General features: G+C 38.8%; 21 protein-coding genes and 1 other annotated feature. Of the genes, 18 read left to right on the top strand and 3 right to left on the bottom strand.

The annotated features are described in order from the left end of the window. The first annotated feature begins 2 nt into the window (after positions 1-2). Positions 3-638 carry a DUF421 domain-containing protein gene (locus tag NYE73_RS17315; protein ID WP_257960613.1) on the top strand — a complete coding sequence of 212 codons (636 nt, stop codon included), beginning with the start codon at positions 3-5 and terminating at the stop codon, positions 636-638. On the opposite strand, the gene NYE73_RS17310 is transcribed toward NYE73_RS17315, so the two are convergent. Next, positions 635-2,152 (bottom strand): putative polysaccharide biosynthesis protein, encoded by a 1,518-nt coding sequence (locus tag NYE73_RS17310; protein ID WP_048395180.1) that lies wholly within the window; start codon positions 2,150-2,152, stop codon positions 635-637. The two genes, NYE73_RS17315 and NYE73_RS17310, sit on opposite strands and share 4 nt — an antisense overlap. A gap of 93 nt (positions 2,153-2,245) precedes the next feature. On the opposite strand from NYE73_RS17310, the gene NYE73_RS17305 reads away from it, so the two are divergent. Next, the gene (locus NYE73_RS17305; protein ID WP_004226703.1) at positions 2,246-2,554 is read left to right on the top strand and encodes a post-transcriptional regulator; all 309 of its coding nucleotides are present in this window, start codon (positions 2,246-2,248) and stop codon (positions 2,552-2,554) included. A 346-nt stretch (positions 2,555-2,900) separates the two neighbouring features. Continuing rightward, positions 2,901-5,168 carry a protein translocase subunit SecDF gene (gene secDF / locus NYE73_RS17300; protein ID WP_066036503.1) on the top strand — a complete coding sequence of 756 codons (2,268 nt, stop codon included), beginning with the start codon at positions 2,901-2,903 and terminating at the stop codon, positions 5,166-5,168. A 106-nt stretch (positions 5,169-5,274) separates the two neighbouring features. Here secDF and NYE73_RS17295 read toward each other — a convergent pair whose 3' ends face one another. Continuing rightward, entirely contained in the window at positions 5,275-6,963 is a 1,689-nt protein-coding gene (locus NYE73_RS17295) for a methyl-accepting chemotaxis protein (RefSeq protein ID WP_054550035.1), read from the bottom strand. A gap of 320 nt (positions 6,964-7,283) precedes the next feature. After that, positions 7,284-7,525 (top strand) — a binding site (T-box leader). A 99-nt stretch (positions 7,526-7,624) separates the two neighbouring features. Here NYE73_RS17295 and NYE73_RS17290 point away from each other — a divergent pair. The 8 genes from NYE73_RS17290 (at position 7,625) to NYE73_RS17255 (ending at position 16,390) form a co-directional block, all read left to right on the top strand. After that, entirely contained in the window at positions 7,625-8,953 is a 1,329-nt protein-coding gene (locus NYE73_RS17290) for a chorismate-binding protein (RefSeq protein WP_259948234.1), read from the top strand. Next, complete coding sequence (trpD, locus tag NYE73_RS17285; protein ID WP_103118491.1) at positions 8,953-9,981, top strand: anthranilate phosphoribosyltransferase; 1,029 nt, start codon at positions 8,953-8,955, stop codon at positions 9,979-9,981. The genes NYE73_RS17290 and trpD overlap by 1 nt, the downstream gene beginning before the upstream one ends. Next, positions 9,981-10,772 (top strand): indole-3-glycerol phosphate synthase TrpC, encoded by a 792-nt coding sequence (gene trpC, locus NYE73_RS17280; RefSeq protein WP_054550038.1) that lies wholly within the window; start codon positions 9,981-9,983, stop codon positions 10,770-10,772. Before trpD ends, trpC begins: the two co-directional genes overlap by 1 nt. After that, the gene (locus tag NYE73_RS17275; RefSeq protein ID WP_054550039.1) at positions 10,769-11,383 is read left to right on the top strand and encodes a phosphoribosylanthranilate isomerase; all 615 of its coding nucleotides are present in this window, start codon (positions 10,769-10,771) and stop codon (positions 11,381-11,383) included. Before trpC ends, NYE73_RS17275 begins: the two co-directional genes overlap by 4 nt. Further along, entirely contained in the window at positions 11,383-12,594 is a 1,212-nt protein-coding gene (gene trpB / locus NYE73_RS17270; protein WP_103118489.1) for a tryptophan synthase subunit beta, read from the top strand. Before NYE73_RS17275 ends, trpB begins: the two co-directional genes overlap by 1 nt. After that, positions 12,591-13,382: a tryptophan synthase subunit alpha gene (gene trpA / locus NYE73_RS17265; RefSeq protein ID WP_259948230.1), complete on the top strand. Its 792-nt coding sequence runs from the start codon at positions 12,591-12,593 to the stop codon at positions 13,380-13,382. The genes trpB and trpA overlap by 4 nt, the downstream gene beginning before the upstream one ends. Before the next feature lie 141 nt (positions 13,383-13,523). Then, positions 13,524-15,854 (top strand): single-stranded-DNA-specific exonuclease RecJ, encoded by a 2,331-nt coding sequence (gene recJ, locus NYE73_RS17260; RefSeq protein WP_259948227.1) that lies wholly within the window; start codon positions 13,524-13,526, stop codon positions 15,852-15,854. A gap of 23 nt (positions 15,855-15,877) precedes the next feature. Continuing rightward, a complete protein-coding gene (locus tag NYE73_RS17255; protein ID WP_004226730.1) occupies positions 15,878-16,390 on the top strand; it encodes an adenine phosphoribosyltransferase in 513 nt (170 codons plus the stop codon). Positions 16,391-16,429: 39 nt separating this feature from the next. Here NYE73_RS17255 and NYE73_RS17250 read toward each other — a convergent pair whose 3' ends face one another. Then, entirely contained in the window at positions 16,430-16,888 is a 459-nt protein-coding gene (locus tag NYE73_RS17250) for a MarR family winged helix-turn-helix transcriptional regulator (protein WP_048392110.1), read from the bottom strand. A 184-nt stretch (positions 16,889-17,072) separates the two neighbouring features. Between NYE73_RS17250 and NYE73_RS17245 the strand changes: the two genes are divergently transcribed. The 7 genes from NYE73_RS17245 (at position 17,073) to NYE73_RS17215 (ending at position 25,637) form a co-directional block, all read left to right on the top strand. Then, positions 17,073-18,323, top strand: coding sequence for an MFS transporter (locus NYE73_RS17245; protein WP_048392111.1), 1,251 nt, complete (start codon positions 17,073-17,075; stop codon positions 18,321-18,323). 113 nt (positions 18,324-18,436) lie between these two features. Next, positions 18,437-19,528 (top strand): carbohydrate kinase, encoded by a 1,092-nt coding sequence (locus NYE73_RS17240; RefSeq protein ID WP_048392112.1) that lies wholly within the window; start codon positions 18,437-18,439, stop codon positions 19,526-19,528. 4 nt (positions 19,529-19,532) lie between these two features. Next, positions 19,533-20,447, top strand: coding sequence for a pseudouridine-5'-phosphate glycosidase (locus tag NYE73_RS17235; protein ID WP_048392113.1), 915 nt, complete (start codon positions 19,533-19,535; stop codon positions 20,445-20,447). 205 nt (positions 20,448-20,652) lie between these two features. Further along, the gene (locus NYE73_RS17230; RefSeq protein WP_048392114.1) at positions 20,653-22,848 is read left to right on the top strand and encodes a RelA/SpoT family protein; all 2,196 of its coding nucleotides are present in this window, start codon (positions 20,653-20,655) and stop codon (positions 22,846-22,848) included. Positions 22,849-22,880: 32 nt separating this feature from the next. Beyond that, positions 22,881-23,321, top strand: coding sequence for a D-aminoacyl-tRNA deacylase (dtd, locus tag NYE73_RS17225; protein ID WP_048392115.1), 441 nt, complete (start codon positions 22,881-22,883; stop codon positions 23,319-23,321). A 71-nt stretch (positions 23,322-23,392) separates the two neighbouring features. Further along, a complete protein-coding gene (locus tag NYE73_RS17220) occupies positions 23,393-23,608 on the top strand; it encodes a DUF2642 domain-containing protein (RefSeq protein WP_048392116.1) in 216 nt (71 codons plus the stop codon). A 622-nt stretch (positions 23,609-24,230) separates the two neighbouring features. Next, complete coding sequence (locus NYE73_RS17215) at positions 24,231-25,637, top strand: YfcC family protein (RefSeq protein WP_259948225.1); 1,407 nt, start codon at positions 24,231-24,233, stop codon at positions 25,635-25,637. Positions 25,638-25,649 lie beyond the last annotated feature (12 nt).

The following is a 25,649-nucleotide window of genomic DNA, read 5'->3' as shown; positions in this document are numbered from 1 at the left end:
ATATGGAAGAATATTACCATATTATTTTTAGAACTTGCTTTTTGTATGTGTTTATCATCATCGTTTTCCGTTTAATGGGTAAACGAGAAGTAGGTGAATTATCAGTCATCGATTTGGTCGTATTTGTATTAATTGCAGAAGTAGCGGCCTTTGCGCTAGACGATTATAAAAATCCTCTCTTTAATGCCATACTACCTATCATTATTTTGCTCTTTATTCAAATATTAAGTGCCTTTTTGTCATTAAAGTTCAAAAAAATACGTGACCTAGTGGATGGTGACCCTGCTTTATTAGTAAAAGACGGTGTTATTTTAGAGAGTGAGATGAGAAAACACCGCTATAATTTAGATGATTTATGTCAGCAATTACGAGAAAACGGAATTGCATCTGTGACAGATGTAGCCTTTGCGTATTTAGAGCCTTCAGGCAATCTTTCTGTCTATAAAAAAGATGAAAAAGCCTTTGTGTATCCATTGATTATCGACGGTGATATCCAAGAGAGACATTTATTTACCATGCATAAAGATGTGGATTGGCTAAAGGGTGAGCTAGCAAAAAATAATATTACTGACAGTGAAACGGTATTTTTTTGTATTTGGGAAGACAATAAGCTGCATATCCAATTAAAGGAATCCTAAACTTTCTTCGCCAATTTTTTAATGTAACGGAAATCTGTAATACGCAACTGATTGGTAAATAATAAAAAGGTAAATAGCAAAAATAATGTCACACCACTACTTAAAATAAATGGTAGTGATAGTATTGGAATAAGGAAATACTGGGCGACGCAAACAGCAATAAAACAACTATAAGGCACGACAAACATTCTAAAGCCAGCACGCAGGTTTTTACGTTGTCTAACTGTTGCTATATGCAAGAATGACGTTAGTAATACCCCAAAGCCAATAGCTACAACGGCTCCTTTTTCTTGGATACCTGGTTGAGAGGCAAGTACAAACATCACGAAAAGTTTACCTAGCCCACCATAGATGGAGTTCATCATGGCAGCTCTTGCCTCACCAATTGCCTGTAAGATGGAGTGTAGAGGACTTTGAATATAATAAAAATAAAAAATAGGTGCTAAAATTTTAACGTACCCACGATTTTCTTCTAAATGGAAAAGCTTCATCGCTAATTCATCTCCATGCACAAAGAAATACGTAGCAGCAAAGCACCCCACTAGCGAAGACAATCTAAGGGACACCGAAATTCGTTCCTGTAATAGCGGGGTGTGCTGACGAGCGACGGCATCACTAACAGCTGGAATGAGCACAATCGATAAGGCTGTTGATACAAACGCAGGAAATAACAGTAGTGGCACCAAAACACCGGAGATGACACCATATAAAATAGTGGCAGCAGAAGCGGTTAAACCGGCCACAGTTAAAGCCTTTAAAAAGATAATCGGCTCTAAAAACCAAGTGAAAGAACCAAAAAGCTTACTGCCTGCAGAGGGAAGGGCAATACGCAACATTGGTGATGCAGGATACCCTTCAATTTTAGTTTTTCGTGTCAATAATTTCTTTTTGGAAACGATATAGTGTAGCCATAAATACAAGAATGCTACAACTTCGGCTAGCAGTGTAATGCCCATTGCCGCCGCAGCCGTGACAGCAGCATTATTGTAATTAGCCACATAGGGTAGCATTAAAGTAATGAAGCTAATACGTACAATTTGTTCGATCATTTGTGCCCATGCTGTCGGTGTAATCTTTGCAACACCTTGTAAATAGGCACGTAATAAGCCAGATCCAACTGATACTGGTACAGCAAAGAGTGCAATCCATAGTGTAAATGTTGTCTGTTCATTATGTAATAGAGTTGTTGAAATATATGGTATTGTTAGTGCAACGAGTGGCATAAAAATGATCATGCCAATGAATGACCAAAGAATGGCTGTACGCATGACACCAAAGATGTTCTCACGTTTATTTTTTGCTAGTAATTCAGCCACTATTTTAGCCACAGCGATAGGTAGTCCTAGTTGAATGAGTGAGATGAAGAAAATAAACGCTGGATAGACGGTCATATAAATACCGACAGCCTCTTCACCAGCAATCCGCATAAATTGCATTCTATAAAAGAAGCCAAAAAGTTTAGATAAAAAAATCACAAACATTAAAAATAATGTACCTCGTACAAAAGAACTCATGCCATCCGTCCCTTCTCAAGCCGCAAAAATTCATTTACACTATTTGTATGCAAGCATGTCTTACGTTACGACTTTGATTGGAGATGATTCAAAATGAGTATGCAATATGAGCAACTATTTGAAAAGATTCGTCCGGCAATTGATAGTAAGATAGCAGAGTTCCAGCATTATCAATATAATGCTATTACAGCCGAAGAACTCTGGCGCTACTGTATTGAAAAAAAATGGCGTAAAAAGAAAGTTGAGCAACTACGTTTACATGAAGTCATTTCTACCATTTTTTCGGTATCACCATCTGATATCGTCTCATTTAATCAAGTAGAGTTTTTACAAAGTAATAATTGGTTTGAAGAAGTCAATACAGACGAGTTACAATTACTGCTTGGTCCAGTCAGAACGTAATCAATGATGTGTCAAATTTTACAATAATTCTAAGAATCCTATACGTGTTGAATTGACACCAAGCGCAACCTGTTTCATAATAAGTGTGTTGCGCTTTTTTTATTTTGAATAAGTTCTTACTTACATAAGTCTTCATTGCTTTTATTGACATTTAGAAGGCTAGTACCTAATAATACTAAGATAAACTTGCGCGTTATGAACGATTGAAATAAGTATAGCAACCTTTTTGAAGCACAGGTAACACGATTCTAGATGAAAAGGAGGATTAAACGTTTCAAAAGGTATTGCTAGTTACTTGTTTGGCGTGTAAGGACAGCCCTTACACCAATTCGAGGAGGATTTATTGATGAAACTAAAAAGTCGTATAGTTGCATTCCTACTGATTATCGTGCTATTGGCAGCAGGTATTAGTACGACTGTAAACGGCGTCTTAAAGGACATCAAGCTTGGTCTTGACTTACAAGGCGGGTTTGAAGTGCTTTACGAGGTAAATGAATTAAAAGAAGGACAAAAAATTACACCAGAAATTGTCACAGCAACATCCACTGCACTTGGTGAACGTGTAAATACGATGGGGGTTAGTGAACCGAGTATTCAGGTTGAGGACAAAAATCGTATTCGTGTGCAATTAGCTGGTGTTGAGGATCAGGAATCGGCACGTAAGTTATTGTCTACTTCTGCGAATTTAACATTCCGTGATGTTGATGATAATTTATTATTAGATGGAGACGATTTGAAAGCTAACGGTGCTAAAGGCTCTTTTGACCAACAAAATCGTCCGATTGTATCCTTAACTTTAAAAGATGCGAAAAAATTTGCTGATATAACAAGTAAAATTGCAGCAAAACCCGCAGGTCAAAATTTACTGGTTGTATGGTTAGACTTTGAAGAGGGTGTCGATTCCTATAAAGCGGAATCACAAAAAGCAAAGCCTCGCTATGCATCTGCAGCAACAGTTAGTCAAACATTAAATACAACAGATGTTATGATTAGCGGTAATTTCTCTGTTGAAGAAACAAAAAATTTAGCAGATATTTTAAATGCTGGGGCATTGCCTGTAAAGCTAGATGAAATTTATTCAACTTCTGTTGGTGCTCAATTTGGTGATGCAGCACTGAAAAGTACTATTTTTGCTGGTATTGTCGGCGTAATAGTTATTTTCTTATTTATGCTATTCTACTATCGTTTACCAGGCTTTATTTCCATCATTACACTGGTTGTGTTTACATTCCTAGTATTAGTGGTCTTTGACTGGATTAATGCGGTATTAACACTCCCAGGTATTGCGGCCATTGTCCTGGGTATAGGGATGGCAGTAGATGCCAATATTTTAGCGGCAGAACGTATACGTGAAGAGCTACGAGTGGGTTATTCCGCTAAACAAGCCTTCCAAATTGGTTCTAAACAATCTTTATCAGCCATTGTCGATGCGCAGTTGACAACTTTATTAGCTGCAGCAGTATTGTTCCAATGGGGAACAAGCTCTGTTAAAGGATTTGCTACAACATTAATTATTAGTATTTTATTGAGCTTCTTAACAGCAGTTTGGGGCTCTCGTGTCCTATTAGGACTACTTGTAAACAGTGGCTATTTCAACAGTCCTGCATGGTTTGGTATTGCAAAATCTAAACAGCATAGTCTAGATGAAAATATTGGTACATTAGATTTATCAACGAAATTCGATCGATTTGACTTTGTTCACAACCGTAAGAAATTCTATACGTTCTCATTAGCCATTTTAGTGGCTGGTTTAGTGGTTCTTGGCATCTTCCGCCTTAACCTAGGTATCGATTTCTCAAGCGGTACTCGTGTCCAAATTGAATCGAATCAAACATTAACAAAAGAAGAAGTGTCCAAATATCTAGATAGCATTGATTTTTCATCAGAAGATATCATACTCTCTGGTGAGAAAAGTAATACAGCAGTCATTCGCTATAAAGATGACCTTACACAAGCAGAAATTTTAGAATTTAAAAAAGAAGCTGGCGAAAAATATGGTCATGAACCAGCTGTAAGTACTGTATCGCCTACAGTTGGTAAGGAACTTGTAAAAAATGCGATTAAGGCTTTATCTCTTGCAGCAATAGGGATTATCATTTATGTAGCAGTTCGTTTTGAATGGCGCATGGGTATTGGTGCAATTGTTTCATTATTGCATGATGTATTCTTAATTGTTGCCGTCTTTAGCTTCATGCGTTTAGAAGTAGATATTACGTTTATTGCGGCTGTATTAACAATTGTTGGGTATTCCATCAATGATACGATTGTTACCTTTGACCGTATGCGGGAAAACTTAGATCGTTATGATACCATTAATGACCGTGAAGTATTGGCGAATATCGTGAATAAATCGCTACGCCAAACAATGGGTCGTTCGGTTAATACAGTATTAACTGTAATTATCGTTGTTGTAGCCCTATTAATTTTTGGTGCACCATCTATTCAAAACTTCTCTATCGCGTTATTGATTGGTTTGATTACAGGTATGTATTCTTCAATCTGTATCGCAGCTCAAATCTGGTATTCATTAAAAATTCGTGAAATGAAAAAATCAGATGGGAAGCTACGTAAAAAAGAGAAGAAACAATGGGGTACAGACGAGCCTACTGTATAATATAATGAGCAGAGAATGGAAAACATATAGTTTTCTATTCTCTGCTTTTTTCATGCAAAAAAAACTGCTGCCTTTTATAAAAAGCAGCAGATTTTTCATATAGTATTTACAATTTAAATTGCTGGATTAAGCCTTGTAGCTGTTGCGCATTTTCACTTAATTCTTCTGCGACAGTATTTACCTGCTGCATGGTCGCAACTTGCTCGTCAACAGATTCTGCAATCATATGAGAATTCGTTGCTGATTCGTTAGAAACATTGGCAATTTCCGTGACAGAAGCTGCAACCTGCTCTGCACTAGCAGAGATTTCTTCAGATGTGGCAGAAATTTCTTCAATTTGCTCTGTGAATGCAGCAACAGCAGAGGTGATGGAGTAGAAAGCATCTCCAGCCTCATGAATTTTGGCTACACCATCCTTTACAGAAGCTAAACCATTATTTACTGATGCTGCAACATTTTGTGTATCTGTTAGAATTTCTTTTGTAATAGCAACGATTTGATTGGCAGATTGATTCGATTCCTCAGCAAGTTTTCGTACCTCATCCGCTACGACTGCAAAGCCTTTCCCATGTTCTCCTGCTCTTGCTGCTTCAATAGCTGCATTTAGTGCCAGTAAATTTGTTTGTTCTGAAATTGCTGTAATCACTGTTGTAATTTGCCCAATTTCTTCTGATTGCTTACTTAGTTTTTGCGTTAATGTTGCAATATCAGAAGTTGCTAGTGCGATCATATTCATCTGTTCTTTTGCTGTTGCAATCGTTGCACCACCTGTATGGGCAAGCTGAGTCAGATTTTCTGCATTGTGATGAAGACTTTGAGTAGCCTCTGCAATGCGTTGGACACCTGATGCAGTTTCATCCATTGCCACAGCACTTTGCTGAGAGGCACTAGCAGAAGAAGAGATATGTGTTACATTATTTTGAATTCGTTGAGCAATATTATCGGAAGTTGCAGTTACTTCTTCAGTGCTAGCAGAAAGCTCTTCTGAAACAGCCGATAAATGGGATGCACTATCTTGAATGTTAGTCATTAAACCAGCTAGATTTCGTTTTAATGTATTGACTGCATTGGCAAGTGTACCGATCTCATCTTTTGATTGATGGTCAAGCTCAGCAATTGTTAAATCACCTTGTGCTAATGTATCTGCTGCTCCAATAACCTTGCGTAGGGGCAGGACAATGGAGGCTTTGACCATATGCATAAAATATAATCCAATAATAATACTTGCAAGGAGAAGGCTAATAGCAATGATAATAGCGCGTGAAACGGTTTGATTAACAGATTGGTCAACATTTTGAAGCTGTTCATCGTGATAAGCTAATAATTCAGTTGTTAACTTAAAAATGTCCTTATTGTATTTTGTAACATCATTATTGATGATTGAGAGTGCTAGATCCGTGTTGCCACTATTAAACGCTTGTAAAGCTTTCTGTGAATTTGACAGTAACTCTTTTTGCAATTCCGTGATTTGCTGCATAATATTTTTTGTATAATCTGATCGAACAATAGTAGAAAGTTCATGAACTGTTTCAGGTAACAACTTTTCATAGCGCTCTAAATTGGCCTTAGCTGTTTCGTCCTTCTTATTTAAAATATAGGAGCGTAAAAATAAACCTTGAGAAGCAAGTTGTTGTTGGATTTTATCTGTTAATTGGATTTGCACCATCCGATGCTTTAATACTTCTTCTAAATCATTCTGAGTTGTTTTAAATTGAATAAATGATACGATGCTTGAGATAAAAAGTAAACATGTTAAGGAAATGAATCCTATATTTAATTTTTTGCGAACGGACATAAACTTCCTACTTTCTTTGATTATATGGAAAAAATTGATGTTCTGAAATTACTATAACTTGATATATTTACATGGTCAATAGTCAAGGAATTTTCAATCGTAGGAAATCTTATTCTCCAATAAGTTTTTATAGAAGGATAATATACCTACTTTTGATTCCTCTGATAAAATAGGAATTTCAACTTTTTTCGTCAGAATTGATTGACAATAGTATTGGATTGGCATAGAATTAAGGCTAACTTTTTGTTCGGTCAAGGTAGAAGATCTCGGGAGCGAGGTCAGCCACAGAACAGATGAGCTGAGTTTAGATGAGAATAGCTGAGAAATTGTTGAATAAGAGTAGTAGCCTAAGTGTGTAATAAAGAGAGTCAGTGGCTGGTGTAAACTGATTTACAGCTTATGTGAATGGACTTATGAGAGTCGCTTATAAAAAAGCGAACGTGATTCCCCACGTTATAGGGGTGCTTTCATGGTATGGTTTACCATAGGCATGATGTAAAGCACAAAAGTGAGAGCATATGCTCTAATATGAGGTGGCAACGCGGTCATAATCGTCCTCTGCAATTAGGAATAATCCTTTTTGCAGAGGGCTTTTTTATTTTCATTCAGCATTCGTCTAGACATTAGCTAAAGGAATCTTTGAAAAAGGAGCAAAATAGCTATGCAAATAACGAGTTCAAGAACAAAAATGAAAACGATCAATGGCGATTCTTTAACACCTATTTTGATTTTTAGGCGTTTACAGGGAAAACATAAATTTTTATTGGAAAGTTCTGCCCAACACGAAGGAGCTGGAAGATTTTCCTTCATTGGTGCTAATCCACGAAAAACATATAAAGGTGTGGGCCAAGAAATCCAAGAGGTTTCCTATAAAACAGGAAAAACATACGTGCATCAAGGGGAACTTTTTGTTCTTCTTAAACGCCTCATGCCACGTATTTCCAATACGACGCAATTTCCATTTTCAGGTGGTGCCGTTGGATATATAGGCTTTGGCGGTACAACGATGTTCGTAGATAAAAAAATAGAACTGCCTGATGCTTATTTTCATGTCTATGAAACGATTATTGTCTTCGATCATCAAACAGATGAAGTGACATTAATTCATACAAATATAGATGCAGAAAAGCAGGAACCTGATATGGAAGAATTGGCTCAACAAATAGTAAACGGGCATATCAGTGACGAAGCATCTTATCGTTATCAACCGCTTGATACTACAACAAACGAATCATTTGCAACGGTTTTACAGACAATGCAAGCCAACCTACATGATGACATAACAAGGGTAGTTTTGCCGAACCGCCATGTAGCCAATTTTCAAGGTGATACGTTGGCTTTGTATCGACAGCTACGTAAAAAAAAGCCTGCAGCCTATATGTATTATATTGAATTTGAGGATCATGTTGTGTTAGGTACTTCTCCTGAAAGTCTAATCCGAGTAAAAGGTGAAAGCGTTATTGCGACTCCTACAGAGGGAACATATCCGCGAGGGGAAACAAAAAATGAAGAACTAGAAAATGAACGTAAATTATACAACCATGAAAGCATTAGGCAATCACATGCACTTCTTGTTAGGGCTATTCAGCAAGAATTACAGTCGGTTTGTTTCCGAGATTCTGTTCAGGTCATGGAGGCTATGCGTATCCAGCGGTCCAAAAAGGCACTGCACATGACGACTAGGGTGGAAGGAAAGCTTTTACCAATGCTTCATGCCCTGGATGTTTTAGCAGCAACCATATCCCCACTTTCAGCAACGGAGCATCCGTATGCAGCTGGTTATTTTGGTGCTCTCGGCTTTATTGGATTTAATGGTCATTTGGATTTTGCCTTAACAGGTCAATCTATTGTAGTTAAACAGGATACCATGCATTTGCAAGCAACAATAACTGTTACCAAATATACAAATGTGCAAAACGTTTTACATCAAGTGCAAGAGGAAGAACAGGCATTTTTACAGTTACTGGTGAACAATGGGGGGCAAAACTAATGGAAAGATTACAAGGGAAAGTACTGCAGGGAACACATCTCATGTACGAAGAAATGCTACAGGCAGCGCAATGGTTATTTCAGGATGATACTCCTAAAGAAGAAATAGCAAGCTTTTTAACAGCTTTAGCTGCGAAGGGAGAAACTGCACATGAAGTAGCCGCATTAGCAACTATTATGCGATCTTTTGCTCTTGATATAGCCGTAAAAGAAGGTAGCTATATGGATAATTGCGGTACAGGTGGAGATGGTCTTCATACTTTTAATATCAGTACAGCTTCTGCTTTCGTGTTAGCTGGGGCAGGTGTCAAAATTGCCAAGCATGGGAACCGTAAAATCTCTTCCTCCTCTGGTAGCTCAGATGTGCTAGAGGCACTAGGTATTCATACAGCTATTTCCATCCCACAAACAGCCCATTTGCTAGAGCGAGAGGGAATCGCTTTTATTTATGCACCGAATGTTCATCCGAAATTAAAGAGAATTGGTGAAGTTCGCCGTTCATTAGGAAAACCGACAATCTTTAATCTTGTTGGTCCTTTAACAAATCCGGTCCCATTATCCACACAATTTACAGGCATTAATCGACCGAATTTTGTCATGGAATATGCCTCAGTCTTACAAATGCTTGGACGTGAGCGGGCCATTGTCGTCTCAGGACCACAAGGCTTAGACGAGGCTTCATTAGCAGGTCAAAATACATTGGTTTTAGTAGATAAAGGAGATTTAATTCCCTTTTCCCTAAATGCAGAAGATGTCGGTCTTCAAATGGCCCCTTTAGAGGCCATCCGTGGTGGCAATGCAGATGAAAATGCGGTGATTATGCAAAAAATATTGGCTGGGGAACGGAGTCCTTATTTAGATACAGTACTATTAAATGCTGGCATCGGCTTATTTGGCTATGGTCAAGCGGAAACCATCAAAGAGGGTGTAGCTATGGCAAAGGAAAGTATTTTTAGCGGGAGAGCACAACAAAAATTAGAGGCGGTTGTAACATATAGCATGCAAATTAAAGAAGTGGAGGTAGGGTAATGAATATACTCAATAAAATATTACTGCAAAAAAAGATTGAGGTAGGTGCTTTATTAGAGCAGCCAGATCCTTTAGCAAACTTTACAGAAACGCCACGTCGCTCGTTCATTGAATCATTGTGTCAAGCTCATACACTGCAAGTCATCGCGGAAATGAAGCGTGCTTCCCCTTCAAAAGGGTTAATAGCTGGCGGAGCAGACCCAGTTGCTCAAGCAAAAGTCTATGCACTAGCAGGAGCAGCAGCTATTTCGGTCTTAACAGACAAGGAATTTTTTAAAGGCTCCTTTGAAGATTTAGCAGCAGTTGCTGCTGCTGTAGATACCCCACTTCTTTGTAAGGATTTTATGATTGATCGAGTGCAGATTCGATTTGCCAAGGCGGCAGGTGCATCCATTATTTTATTAATTGTGGCAGCCCTAACAGACGATGCCTTACGTGATTTATATAGCTATGCAACGGGCTTAGGCCTAGAGGTTTTAGTGGAAGTACACGATTGTGAAGAGCTTGAACGTGCTCTTGCGGTAGATGCAAAGTTAATTGGCGTTAATAATCGTGATTTACGTACCTTCGAAGTAAGCCTAGAGCGCACCAGAGAAATTGCTAATGCGTTTCCATTTGATGAGAATCGAGTATTAATTAGTGAGAGCGGCATATGGACGCAGGACGATGCGAAGCTAGTAGCCTCGATGGGGGCTAGTGGTGTCCTGGTAGGTGAAGCTTTGATGAGGAGTGGAGATGCGGGGCAAGCACTACGAGATTTGCAAGTAAGTAAAGAGGGGGCATCGGTATGACAAAGGTCAAAATTTGTGGTCTACAGGAGCAAGAACATGTCAAAACAGCTGTTCATGCTGGTGCAGATGCTATAGGGTTTGTTTTTGCACCGAGTAAACGCCGTGTATCCATTGAGCAAGCCCAACAGTTAGCGAAGCATGTACCACAAGGCGTTTTAAAAATAGGTGTCTTTGTGAATCCAACGTCAGCCGAATTAAAGGAAGCAGTAGAGCGAGTGCCATTAGATTATGTGCAATATCATGGGGAGGAAACGCCAGCATTTATTCAGGAGCAAGGTTATCCCGCCATAAAGGCATTATCGATACGAGAAAAAGAGGATGTTCAAGCGGCTGCTAGCTATCAGGTAGATTATTATTTATTTGACGCGCCTGGTACAGAGTTTAAAGGCGGGAGTGGTCACACTTTTGATTGGACACTCCTTGAGCAAGTAGGGATTCCCAAAGAAAAATTACTATTAGCGGGTGGTCTCAATGTAGACAATATTGAAGCGGCTATTACGGATGTAGGGCCTTTTATGGTGGATGTTTCAAGTGGTGTAGAAACAGATGGAAGCAAGGATTCTACCAAAATACAAGCTTTTTTACAGGCAGTAAAGAGGGGGAGCAGATGATGGGAATATCAATAGCAAATAGTGTACCGACAAAAGAAGGGCGTTTTGGACAATTTGGTGGTCGGTTTGTGCCCGAAACATTAATGACAGCCTTGCTTGAATTAGAAGCTGCTTATGAGCAAGCATTACTAGACCCTGCATTTACAGAGGAGCTGTCCTATTATTTAGAAGACTATGTTGGCCGCGAAACACCGCTCTATTACGCAGAAAATTTAACGAAGGCGCTAGATGGAGCAAAGATTTATTTAAAGCGTGAAGATTTAAACCATACAGGTGCACATAAAATTAATAATGCGATTGGGCAAGCACTTCTAGCCAAACGCATGGGTAAAAAGAAAATCGTTGCTGAAACAGGAGCTGGGCAGCATGGTGTGGCAACAGCTACTGCATGTGCATTATTAAATCTAGAATGTGTTGTATTTATGGGAGCAGAAGATATAAAACGTCAGCAGTTAAATGTCTTTCGTATGGAGTTGCTTGGCACAAAGGTTCAATCGGTGGAAAGTGGTTCTAAAACATTAAAGGATGCTGTGAACGCTGCCCTACGTTACTGGGTGACAAATGTTGAGGATACCCACTATATTTTAGGCTCGGCCTTAGGTCCTCACCCATTCCCAAAAATTGTTCGGGACTTTCAGCGTGTCATTGGAGTAGAAACAAGAAGGCAAATCGTGCAAAAAGAGGGGCGTTTACCTGATGCAGTTGTTGCCTGTATTGGAGGTGGCAGTAACGCAATCGGTATGTTTCACCCATTCGTTGATGATGAATCAGTTGCCTTATACGGTGTTGAAGCAGCAGGAAGTGGTCTTGAAACTGGGAAGCATGCTGCGGCCATCGCAGGTGGACAATTAGGTGTATTACATGGCGCCTATATGTATTTATTACAGGATGAAAACGGCTTTGTCCAAGAAGCACATTCTATTTCAGCTGGGTTAGATTATCCAGGGAAAGGACCAGAGCATTGTTATTTACATGATATTGGTCGAGCTCAATTTGACTCCATCACAGATGCTGAAGCACTGGAGGCACTACAATTATTAAGCCGAACAGAAGGGATACTGCCTGCACTTGAAAGTTCTCATGCCATTGCTTATACGGCAAAACTTGCAAAGACCATGTCAAAAGATCAGATCATTGTTGTGTGCTTATCTGGTCGAGGAGATAAAGATGTTCACACAGTTCGAGCAGCACTAGGAGGGGATGTAAAATGACAACTTTACAGCAAGCGATCGATCAGGCAAAAGCTGAAGGTCATAAAGCTTTTATACCTTATATCATGGCAGGTGACGGAGGGCTAGAGACCATTAAGCCAACTATTTTAAAACTGCAGCAATTAGAGGTAACTGCTATTGAAGTAGGGATTCCTTTTACAGATCCTGTTGCCGATGGTCCAACAATCGAACGAGCAGGAGAACGTGCACTCAAAGCTGGTGGGACATTAAGAAACGTGTTGCAAACACTCGCGTCATTTAGAGATGAAATAACAGTGCCTCTCGTAGTCATGACTTATTTCAATCCAGTATTAGCATATGGCTTAAAGTCTTTTGCGCAAGCCTGTGTAGCTGGAGGAGTTAAGGGATTAATTGTACCAGATGTCCCTTTGGAAGAGAGCGAGTTGTTACGTGATGCATTAAATCCATATGGCATTGATGTGGTACAGCTTATCTCATTGACAAGCCCTCCAGAGCGTATAGCACGCATCGCAGCAGCTAGTCAGGGTTTTGTTTATGCAGTGACCGTTAATGGGATCACAGGAGCAAGATCGCGTTTTGCTGATAATTTAGAACAGCATTTTGCAAGCTTACGTCAAGCAAGTCCAATCCCTGTGCTTGCAGGCTTTGGTATTTCAACACCAGAGCAAGTGAAAAAGATGGGGGCTTTGGGAGATGGTGTAATTGTCGGTAGTGCCATTGTGACGGCATTGCATCAAGGAGATTTGGCAACGGTGGAAGCATTAGTAGCCGCCTCGAAAGGTATGTTAGAAAAGTCTACTCTTTAGAAGAGTAGGCTTTTTTGATGATGAAAGAAATGGAAAAGTGACGAATAGATATTAAAAATCGATGGATAAAACTATCAATCTAACGGATAGTGCGCAACCTATAGAAATTCGGTATAATAGCTTTCGTAAGGAAGTGAGCAGATGATTCTATCGAAAAAAAGATGGCAGGTGGAGCGTCCTGACGCAACACTTGTACAAGCATTACAAAATGACTTACAACTTTCTGCGATTGCAGCAAAAATTTTAGCAGCACGAGGCTGCGAAACAACGGCTGAGGCAGAAAGCTTATTAAATATGACTGAGGCAAATATCCATGACCCATTTCTTATGCATGGTATGGCTGAAGCGGTAGCACGAATTGAACAAGCACTAGAAAATGGTGAGAAAATTTTAGTGTATGGTGATTATGATGCGGATGGTGTGACAAGCACAACCGTTATGTTACATGTTTTACTAGATCTTGGAGCAGACGTCTCCTTTAAAATTCCTAATCGTTTTATCCATGGCTATGGTCCGCATGAAGCCCTATTTCGGGAGGCCTATGAAGCTGGTGTACAGTTAATCATTACAGTGGATAATGGTATATCTGGTATTGAGCCTATTCGAGTAGCAAAGGAGCTTGGTATGGATGTCATTGTGACAGATCACCATGAGCCAGGTGAGGAGCTACCACCAGCAGATATTATTCTTCATCCCCGAATACCAGAAGGGCAATATCCATTTGGCGAGCTAGCAGGAGTAGGGGTAGCCTTTAAGCTGGCACATGCTCTTTATGGTGAACTACCAAGCCATCTAATAGAATTTGTGGCGATTGGCACTGTAGCAGATTTGGTTCCGTTGGTGGATGAAAATCGCTATCTCGTGAAGAGGGGCATACAAGAAATGCGTCGTTCCCTTAGTCCATGGGTACAAGCGATGTGTGACATAGCCAGTACAGAGCAGATGAAAATTACAGAAGAAACGATTGGCTTTTATTTTGGTCCACGATTGAATGCTGTTGGTCGTCTAGGTGAAGCAGCTCCTGGTGTCGAATTATTAATGGCGGAGGATAATGCTAAAGCAACCGCATTGGCAAAAAAGCTAAATGCCTGCAATACCGAGCGCAAAGATATTGTGAAAAGTATTACAGATGAAGCCATCGCACTGATTGAAGCAGATGAAAAAATCGGCAATTCCTTAGTTCTTGTTGTTGCTGGCGAGGGCTGGAACGCAGGTGTTGTAGGAATTGTAGCCTCACGTCTCGTTGAACTGTATTACCGCCCAACGATTGTGCTGTCACTCGATCCCGAAAAGGGCATAGCAAAAGGTTCTGCTCGAAGTATTGAAGGTTTTCATCTATATAATGAACTAGCTAAAAATCGAGATATTTTACCGCATTTTGGTGGACATCCTATGGCTGCAGGTATGACCTTATCATTAGAGCATGTGGATGAACTACGTACTCGCTTAGATGCTCAGGCAAGAGCCTGTTTAACAGAGGAGCAATTAACACCTGTAGTGCATATTGATATACCGCTCAGCATAGACGAAATTTCAGCGGATGCTATTGAGGAAATTTCAACACTAGGACCATTTGGCACAGATTTCCCTAAGCCTGTGTATGTGCTGGAGGATGTAGAAATCGCCTCCATGCGTAAAATTGGAGCGGGCGAGAATCATATTAAAATGGAAATAACAAACGGCTATGATAAATTGGATAGTGTTGGTTTTAACAAAGGGCATTTACATGATGAATTAACGTATGGCATCAAAGTTTCCTTTATAGGCGATTTGCAAATTAACGAATGGCAGGGACGTAAAAAAGCCCAATTTATGATCGAGGATGTCCAAACTACAGAATGGCAGTTATTTGATATTCGTGGTATCCGTCAAACAGCTCGATGGCTGAATACGGTACCGAAGGACGTGGCCCGGTTTATCGCCTTTCGTCCAGAAACGATGACCTATTATCAATCATTAATCGGTGCACCTATTACACTGGTTGACCCAGCCCTTTCAAATATTGAACAAAGTGATTACATCGTGCTCTTAGACTTGCCACACAATGTTCAAAAGCTAGAGGAAGTTTTACAGAAGACAGCCCCTTCACGTATTTATGCTCATTTTTATATGCCTGACTCGCAATACTTCAGTGGTCTACCTACTCGTGAGCAATTTGCTTGGTATTATAAGTTCTTGAAAAATCGACCAGCCTTTCCGCTTGATATGCATATCGCAGATTTAGCGAAGCATACGGGGTGGCCATTAGATACACTAAAATTTATGACACAGGTGTTTTTTGAGCTTGATTTTGTTAAAATGGAGAGTGGACTGACGACTGTCAACGTGAATGCTCCAAAACAAGCACTAACAGAGGCACCGTCTTACAAACAACGTTCAGAACAGATTGAAATGGAGCAAAAGCTTGTCTATGCTCCTTATATAGAATTAAAACAATGGTTTGATGAACGTTTAACATCAGCGGACGAATAACGTTTCGTAGGAGGAGCAATAACATGGATTTAAAGCAATACGTTACAACGGTTGAAAATTGGCCGAAAGAGGGCATTACCTTCAGAGATATTACAACAATTATGGATAATGGTCCTGCATACAAATATGCAACAGACCAAATCGTAGAATATGCAAAAGAAGTGGGCGCTGAAATTATTGTTGGCCCTGAGGCACGTGGTTTTATTATCGGTTGTCCAGTTGCCTATGCACTTGAAATCGGCTTTGCCCCTGTTCGTAAACCTGGTAAATTACCACGTGAGGTAATTAGTGCAGACTACGGTCTTGAATATGGTAAAGATACGTTAACAATGCATCATGATGCAATTAAGCCTGGTCAAAAAGTTTTAATCTGTGACGATTTACTAGCGACTGGTGGTACAGTTGAAGCAACGGTTCGTTTAGTAGAACAATTAGGTGGTCAGGTAGTAGGCTGTGCATTCCTGATTGAACTTCTAGAATTAAATGGTCGCGAAAAGCTTGGCGATTTAAATATTAAAACACTTATTCAATATTAAGAGCATGGCAAAAAGCGCCCTATACTGTGGGCGCTTTTTTTATACTTCGTCATAGGCTTGAATAATTTTTTGCATTGTTCGCAAGGTATCGTAGAAATCTGCGTATTTTTCGGTTCCAATATCCTCGATAATTCTATCTTGAATGCCTTGCCAAATAGGTGCTGCTTCATGCAGCTTTTCTAAACCTTTTTCAGTGAGCGTTATTTTTTTGGTACGAGCATCATTGATATCTCGCTTTAACTCAACATAGCCATGTTGCTTTAATAGATTAATATTACGTGTTATAGTGGTTTGATCCAGTTGTAAAATTTCACCTAAACGGCTGATTGAGACAGCTTGTTGAAGGTCGATATGTGCAAGCATTGAATATTGTGTAACTTTTAAACCTGTAGGCTGTAGCAGCTTATCATATAATTGTGTGACAACCCTTGTTTTTTTTCTAAGGTTTGCACAAACACAAATTTGTGTATAATCAATATTTTTAAGTTGATTCTTCATCGACAGTACTCCTTTAAGGGGATTCTACTAATTATAAGTATACACCCAATAACTAGAAATTACTTCTTGACAGCTTTATGAACGATTACTATGATTATACATGTATATACATATAAATGAAATAAGCGGACTTAAACATGTATATACATGTTTTGTAGTCTATCAAAGAAAAGAAGGTGTTGAGGTGAAGCGTGTTCATTATAGTTGGTTTATTTTAATCGTCACATTTTTCTCGATAATTGTCGCAGGAATTACAATGTCATCATCTGGCGTGTTTATCGACCCTCTTGAAAAAGAATTTCACTGGGATCGTTCAACCATTGCTTTAGCCTTTGCTGTAAGTTTGTTTTTATATGGCATATCTGGACCATTTATGGCTGCATTACTTGAAGTCATTGGCTTAAAGAAAATGATGCTAGGTGCTATGGCAACTTTAGTATTAGGAATGACTTTAACATTTTTGATGAGTGAATCCTGGCAGCTAATCGTTATTTGGGGGGGCATTATTGGTCTTGGAGCAAGTCTTTTTTTAACTGTCCTTAGTCCATATGTTGCGAATCATTGGTTTGTAAAACGCAGAGGATTAGCGGTTGGTATTTTAACGGCAAGTACAGCCACGGGCCAGTTAATTTTATTACCAGTTCTAGCTATCATTATTGAACACTATTCTTGGCGATGGGCTATCACATTAATGCTACTCCTTAGTATCATAATGTTTTTCATGATTGCGCTTTTTATAAAAAATAGACCTCAGGATATGGGGTTAACTCCTTATGGACAAGAGGAGGCTATAGAGGAACAACAAATACAGCAAAAGAAGAATCCAATAGCTATGGCTTTTAAAGGTTTATTTGAGGCGATTAAGGTTAAAGCATTTTGGCTCTTAGCAGGTAGCTTTTTTATTTGTGGGCTATCGACAAGCGGATTAATTGGTACTCATTTTGTTTCTTATTGTATTAGCTTTGGCGTTCCTTTAGTCACTGCCGCATCATTCCTTTCTTTTATGGGCATTTTTAATTTATTAGGTACAACTGCGTCTGGCTGGTTATCTGATCGCTTCGATAATCGGTGGTTATTGTTTTGGTATTACCTGTTAAGAGGCGCATCTCTATTATTGCTCCCTTATGCACTTGCACAAGGATCATTTGTTTTATTAACGATTTTCACGATCTTTTACGGACTAGATTGGATTGCTACAGTGCCACCGACCATCAGTATTACACGACAAATTTTTGGTATGCAAAAAAGCAGTATTATCTATGGGTGGATATTTGCTTCACATCAAGCAGGAGCGGCGGTTGCTGCGTATGGTGGAGGGTTAATTTATAAATTTTTTAACTCTTATACATGGGCTTTTTTCCTTGCAGGAATGTTTTGTGCAATGGCCAGTTTATTCGTCATCATTGTTAAAAAACAAACACCTCAGCAAGCATAAACAAAAAAAGTTGAACCTCAGTAAGATGAGGTTCAACTTTTTTAATAAAGAATCTTTTGACATAACACAAACAAAAGTTTATAATATAAACAAATATAATAAAAGGTGATGCTATGAATGAAAGAGAACAGGCGGTGCTTGCTTTAATTCGCCAGAATCCGTTTATGTCTCAGCAAGAAATGGCAGATGTAATGAATCTGTCGCGTCCTGTGCTTGCTAATTTAGTGTCTAGTTTAACGAAGCAAGGAAAAATTGTAGGTCGTGCTTATATATTACCCGAAGAAAATGAAATTATTTGCATCGGTGGAGCTAATTTAGACCGCAAATTCCATGTCAAGGGCAATGTTCAATTTGGAACATCTAACCCTGCCAGTTCTTCCTTTAGTGTAGGTGGTGTTGGTCGAAATATTGCTGAAAACTTAGGCAGATTAAACCACCAAGTGACGTTACTGACAACGGCAGGTAAGGATGCTGATTGGCAAGTGATCCAAGAGGCTTCGGAATCCTTTATGAATCTACGTTATGTAGAGCAGCTTGCAGAGGCTTCCACAGGTTCTTATACTGCCATCATGGATGAACAAGGTGAGCTAGCACTAGCTGTAGCAAATATGGAAGTTTACGACCTTCTGTTACCGAGCTTGTTGAAAAAACATGAAACAATGCTTGTAAACGCGGGCTGTTTTATTTTGGATTTAAACTGTCCAAAAGAAACAGTGGCGTATATCCAGCAAGTAGCCCTTGCTCGTGATATTCCACTTGTCATTGTGCCAGTATCTTCGCCAAAAATGAATCGACTACCTGAAACATTACAAGGCGTAACTTGGTTTATTTGTAACACAGATGAAGCGGAAACGATTGTTGGACATAAAATTGAAAACGCTACCCATTATGAAAAAGCTTTACAACAGCTCCTACAATTAGGTGCGGAGCATGTCATTATCACGGCTGGTAGCAAGGGCGTTTATGCAGCATCTACAACGATTGCCCCTTGTCATGTTGCCGCTAAAGTGATTGACAAAATTGAAGATGTGACAGGAGCAGGAGATGCCTTTGTCAGCGCTGTTATTCACAGTTGGCTGACTGGACAATCTTTTGAGACATGTATTGATGCTGGATTAACCAATGCAAAAAATACATTGGCATCTCCTTATACAGTAAGACCTGAATTATCAGTAGATTTGTTGAAAAATGAAATGGAGGAATAACAACATGAAAGAATTCATCGTATTATCAGAAGAAGTAAAAGCAGGACAAGCAAAAGGTCTACCAATCGTTGCGTTAGAATCAACAATTATTTCACACGGTATGCCATACCCACAAAACGTGCAAACTGCGCGTGAAGTTGAGCAAATTATTCGCGATAATGGTGCAGTCCCAGCAACAATTGCATTAATTGATGGGAAAATTAAAATTGGTCTATCAGATGAAGAACTAGAAATGTTCGGTAATGCTCAAGGTGTTGCAAAAGCTTCACGTCGTGACTTAGGCTACTTACTAGCAACGAAAAAATTAGGTGCTACAACAGTTGCAGCGACAATGATCTGTGCAGAGCTTGCAGGTATTGAAATCTTTGTTACAGGTGGTATTGGTGGTGTACACCGTGGTGCGGAAACAACAATGGATGTCTCTGCTGATTTAGAAGAATTAGCACAAACAAATGTTGCCGTTATCTGTGCGGGTGCAAAATCTATTTTAGACATCGGTCTTACATTAGAATATCTTGAAACAAAAGGTGTGCCAGTGGTTGGTTATGGTACGAATGAATTACCAGCATTCTACACACGTCAAAGTGGATTTGATGTAAACTTCCAATTAGATACGCCAGAAGAAATTGCAGCAATGCTATCTGCGAAATGGCAATTAGGCTTAAAAGGTGGCGCTGTCATCGCAAATCCAATTCCTGAGTCTGAAGCATTAGAGCATGCATTTATTACAAACATTATTGAAAAAGCTTTAGTTGAAGCTGAAGAGAATGGCATTCAAGGTAAAAATGTTACACCATTCTTACTTGGCAAAGTTAAAGAATTAACAGAAGGTAAAAGTCTTGATGCCAACATTGCATTAGTGAAAAACAATGCAGTAGTCGGCGCGAAAATTGCTGTAGCTTACAATCAATTACATTAATCAATTTGTCGAAACAAGGACTCTTTGTGACGTGAAGTCGCAGAGGGTCTTTTTTATTAAAAAGAAGAATATTTTTTCCATTTTTCGAACTGTTCACGAGATTAACTAAACTAAATGATACAGTCTCTTTACAATAGACCACAATATTTTATACAATTAAGTTTATATCTAATCTGAAAAATTTGACGAGCAAGGTGGACATGTTATGGCGAAAGAGCAAATTTTGACTCCTGAGGACGTTTTTGAGTTAGTCAAATCCTACATGAATGATGAAAATGTCGCATTCGTGAAAAAAGCATATGAATTAGCAAGGGATGCCCATATTGAGCAATTCCGTAGCTCTGGTGAACCGTATATTATTCACCCAGTACAAGTAGCAGGTATTCTAGCTGAATTACAAATGGACCCAGAAACTGTAGCGGCAGGTTTTTTACATGATGTTGTCGAAGATACGGATTTTACACGGGATGATTTGGTACGTGAATTTGGCGAAGAGGTGGCCGTTCTTGTTGATGGTGTTACCAAACTAGGGAAAATTAAATATTTATCTAAAGAGGCGCAGCAGGCAGAAAATCATCGGAAAATGTTTGTGGCTATGGCGCAAGATATTCGTGTCATCCTCATTAAGCTAGCAGACCGTCTTCATAATATGCGTACGTTAAAGCATTTACCTGCTGAAAAGCAACGACGCATTTCAAAAGAGACGCTCGAGATTTTTGCACCACTTGCTCATCGTCTTGGAATTTCGACTGTAAAATGGGAGCTTGAAGACACAGCACTGCGCTATTTAAACCCACAACAATATTATCGTATTGTCAGTCTGATGAAGAAAAAACGTGATGAACGTGAAGCTTATTTAGAAAATGTGATGGCTGAGATGAAATCACAACTGAATGAGGTTGAAATTGACGCAGATGTCTATGGTCGACCAAAACATATTTACAGTATCTATCGAAAAATGGTGTTACAAAAGAAACAGTTTAATGAAATTTATGATTTATTAGCCATTCGTGTTCTTGTCGATAGTATTAAAGATTGCTATGCCGTATTAGGGATTGTGCATACACTTTGGAAACCAATGCCAGGACGCTTTAAAGACTATATTGCTATGCCAAAACAAAACCTGTACCAGTCCCTACACACGACTGTTATTGGACCATATGGTGATCCGTTGGAGGTACAGATTCGTACAAAGGAAATGCACAAAATTGCAGAGTACGGGATTGCGGCGCACTGGGCATATAAAGAAGGCAAAAACGTTGATCATCAAAAGCAGAATGTTGACCAAAAATTAACGTGGTTCCGTGAAATTTTAGAATTTCAAAATGAATCTTCCAACGCAGAAGAATTTATGGAATCCTTAAAATTTGATTTATTTTCTGATATGGTTTATGTCTTTACACCTGAAGGTGATGTCATTGAATTGCCAGCAGGTTCTGTTCCTATTGATTTTGCCTACCGTGTTCATTCCGAAGTGGGAAATCGTACGATTGGAGCGAAAATCAATGGGAAGATGGTACCGCTTGATACACCATTAAAAACGGGCGATATCATTGAAATTTTAACTTCTAAACAATCCTTTGGTCCGAGTCGCGATTGGCTAAAAATAGCTCAATCCTCGCAGGCGAAGAATAAGATAAAGCAATTCTTTAAACGACACCTGCGTGAAGAAAATATTGTCAAAGGTAAAGAAATGATTGAAAAAGAAATCCGTGCTCAGGATTTCGATTTAAAGGAAACGATGTCCTCCGAAAACCTAAAACGGGTATGCGACAAATTTAACTATACGAATGAAGAAGATTTGTATGCTGCAGTTGGTGTGAATGGGATTACTGCGCAACAGGTCGTAAATCGTTTAGCTGAAAAACGTCGTAAAGAACGTGAGCAGGAAGAAGCACTAGAGAAAATTGAACAAAAAATGAAAAATCCAATTCCACAAAAACGTACGGAATCGGGTGTTATTGTAAAGGGTATTGATAATATGCTCATTCGACTTTCTCGCTGCTGTACGCCCGTTCCTGGTGATGATATTGTAGGTTTTATTACGAAGGGTAGAGGTGTTTCTGTCCATCGTGAGGACTGTCCAAATATTCAAATTGAGGATGAGCAGGAGCGCTTAATTGAAGTAGAATGGGAGCATGGTGTCATTCCTGAGAAAAAGGAATACCCTGTTGATATTGAGGTTTCAGCTTTTGATAGACCTGGCATTTTAAATGAAATCATGCAAATTGTTAGTGAAACGAAAACGAATATTTTAGCAGTAAGTGGTCGTGCTGACCGTGATAAAATGGCAACAATTCATTTAACAATTTCTATTTCGAATATTTCACATTTGCATAAAGTAGTTGAGCGAATTAAACAAACACCTGATATTTATTCGGTGCAACGTGTCATTAACTAATTGATAGGCAATATAGAATTGGGGTTTAGTACATGAAAGTAGTATTACAGCGCAGTAAAGCTGCCTCTGTAACAGTGGACGGAACTGTTACAGGAGCCATTGATCACGGCTATGTTCTTTTAGTGGGAATCACACATGAAGACACACAAGAGGATGTTGCCTATTTAGCAAAAAAAGTAGCCAATTTACGTCTCTGGGAAGATGCAGATGGAAAAATGAATCATTCGATCTTAGAGCATGGGGGCGCTATTTTATCCGTCTCACAATTTACATTGTATGGGGATGCAAAAAAAGGGAATCGTCCAAGTTTTATCAATGCAGCTAGACCAGAAGCAGCTGAGCCACTGTGGGAGGCTTTTAATCAAGCTTTACGCGAGCAGGGCTTACATGTGGAAACAGGTATTTTTGGTGCCATGATGGATGTAGCACTAATTAATGATGGTCCAGTCACAATTCTTCTAGAGTCAAAATAATGGAACATTTCCTATAATTCCTTCATATACTAAAGAGTATGGTTAGTTTTATAGGAAGGAGTGTCTTAAACATGACGCAGACGAGAAGTATAACAAATCCATATTTATACGAAACTCTTAACATGATGATTGGTCAGGCAGTAGTTGTGCAAACAGAAAAAAATATTCAACAAGGTATTTTATTATCCATACTACCTGACCATATGGTTCTTGAGAAAAATCGTACGCCTTTCTTCATTCGGATGGAGGAAATTGTATGGGTTACATTGGAAACTACAAAAAAATGAGAAAATATGAACCTTCAAATCATAATAAATGATAGAAGGTTTTTTTATTTGTTTAGGGCAAATAAAAATACCTAAATAGCAAATTTATTTCGAAGAGATAAAAACTATTAAAACAGTTTCTACTCTTTGAATATTATTTTTTTAAAAAAATATAAACGATATGTAAGAAAGTCCATTTGATTCCTCATGGATAGTTAACCTACGATTTCCATTCTACTTACAACCTTTGATGTCTTTCATCCCAGTAATAAGGGGATCTTTATGAAGTTCATGAATAAAAAGCATTTAAGGACAATCCATACAAACTTTATCATTTCTAACACCGCTGCATATTGCTCCTGCCTTAATAAAAACAATTCGTCATATACGATGAAATTATTATTTTGGAAAACAAAAAATAATGTTGAAAATGCCCATTATTATTTGAGTATGTGTATAAAATTTTCCATGTTTATAGAAGAGGAACAAGAGGTTTAATTAGGAAAGATAGCGTGTGCTTTCAGAAATAATAGAAAATTAATACTTTACAATAAATTTAAACTCATGTATATTTATTTTCAATTAGCGACAAATAGCGACAATATACTGCTAATGTCTAAATCAGAAAAAGGAGCGTGATTTAATGGAAAATGAACAGGGGGTCAAGAAGAAAAGCTGGTTGAAAGTACCTCATACATATACGATTATTTTTGCTATTATTTTTTTAGCAGGTATTGCAAGCTATATTATACCAGCGGGTGAGTTTGAACGTGTAGAGGATGAAGAAGGGCGAATGCTCGTTGTAGATGGAAGCTATCATCATATTGAGAGTGAGCCAGTTTCCTTTTTTGAAATGTTTACAGCGGTTCCAATGGGTCTCGAAAAAGGGGCTCAAATTATTTTCTACATTTTTTTAGTCAGTGGTGTATTTGGTATTATTCGTTCTACAGGTGCTATTGAGGCTGGTGTTTATAAAGGAGTAAAAGCTTTAGAGGGCAGAGAGAAATTACTGATTCCTTTATCGATGATTTTATTCTCTGTTGGTGGTTTTACAATGGGGATGGCGGAAGAAACTATTATTTTCGTACCAATTGGTGTGGCCATTGCACGCGCGATGGGCTTTGATGCTGTAACAGGAACAGCCATGATTACACTTGGTGCCGCCAGTGGATTTTTTGGAGGAATGCTTAATCCCTTTACGGTAGGTGTAGCACAATCATTAGCGGATGTGCCATTATTCTCAGGGATTGGCTTCCGTGCTGTTGTCTATGTTTTTGTATTAGGTTTTGCTATTTTCTATGTATCTCGCTATGCTTTTAAGGTGAAAAAGAATCCTCAAGCAAGCGTTATTTACGATATTGAGCAAAAAGCTAAATCCAATGTTTCAGCGATTGACATCCCTGCATTAACAGGCAAGCATAAATTCGTATTTATTGTCATGGCTTGTGGGATTGGCTTTAATATTTATGGTGTCTTTAACTGGGGCTGGTTCTTAACGCAGCTAACTGCATCCTTTTTAATTATGGGGTTAATTGCAGGATTAATTGGTGGTTTAAAACCTGCTACTATCTTTGATTCCTTTATTGAGGGAGCCAAGGCAGTAACATTTGGTGCTTTAATTGTAGGTTTTGCCCGTGCTATTACAGTTGTTTTAGAGCAGGGGAAAATTATTGATACAATCGTTTATGCAGCATCAGAAACAATTGGACATTTGCCACATGCTATCAGTGCAATCGGCATGTTATTTATCCAAGCTCTTTTGAATTTATTTATTTCATCTGGTAGTGGACAGGCAGCTGCAACAATGCCGATTATGATTCCAATCACTGATTTACTAGGATTAGAGCGACAAGTGGCTGTTTTAGCCTTCCAATATGGGGATTCCTTAACGAACTCTATTATTCCTACTTCGTCTGCATTAATGGCGTATTTAGCTGTTGCAGGTATCCCATATGAAAAGTGGATTAAGTTTATCTGGAAGATGATTCTTGGGTGGGCATTGATTGCCTGTCTGGCGCTAATTGCTGCGGTAGCATTAGGAATATCTTAAATATAAAAAAGC

It is taken from the genome of Lysinibacillus sp. FSL K6-0102 (assembly GCF_038003545.1).
GTDB lineage: Bacteria > Bacillota > Bacilli > Bacillales_A > Planococcaceae > Lysinibacillus > Lysinibacillus capsici.
The sequence above is the reverse complement of the archived record's forward strand: the minus strand, read 5'-3'. Positions and strand labels throughout refer to the sequence as shown.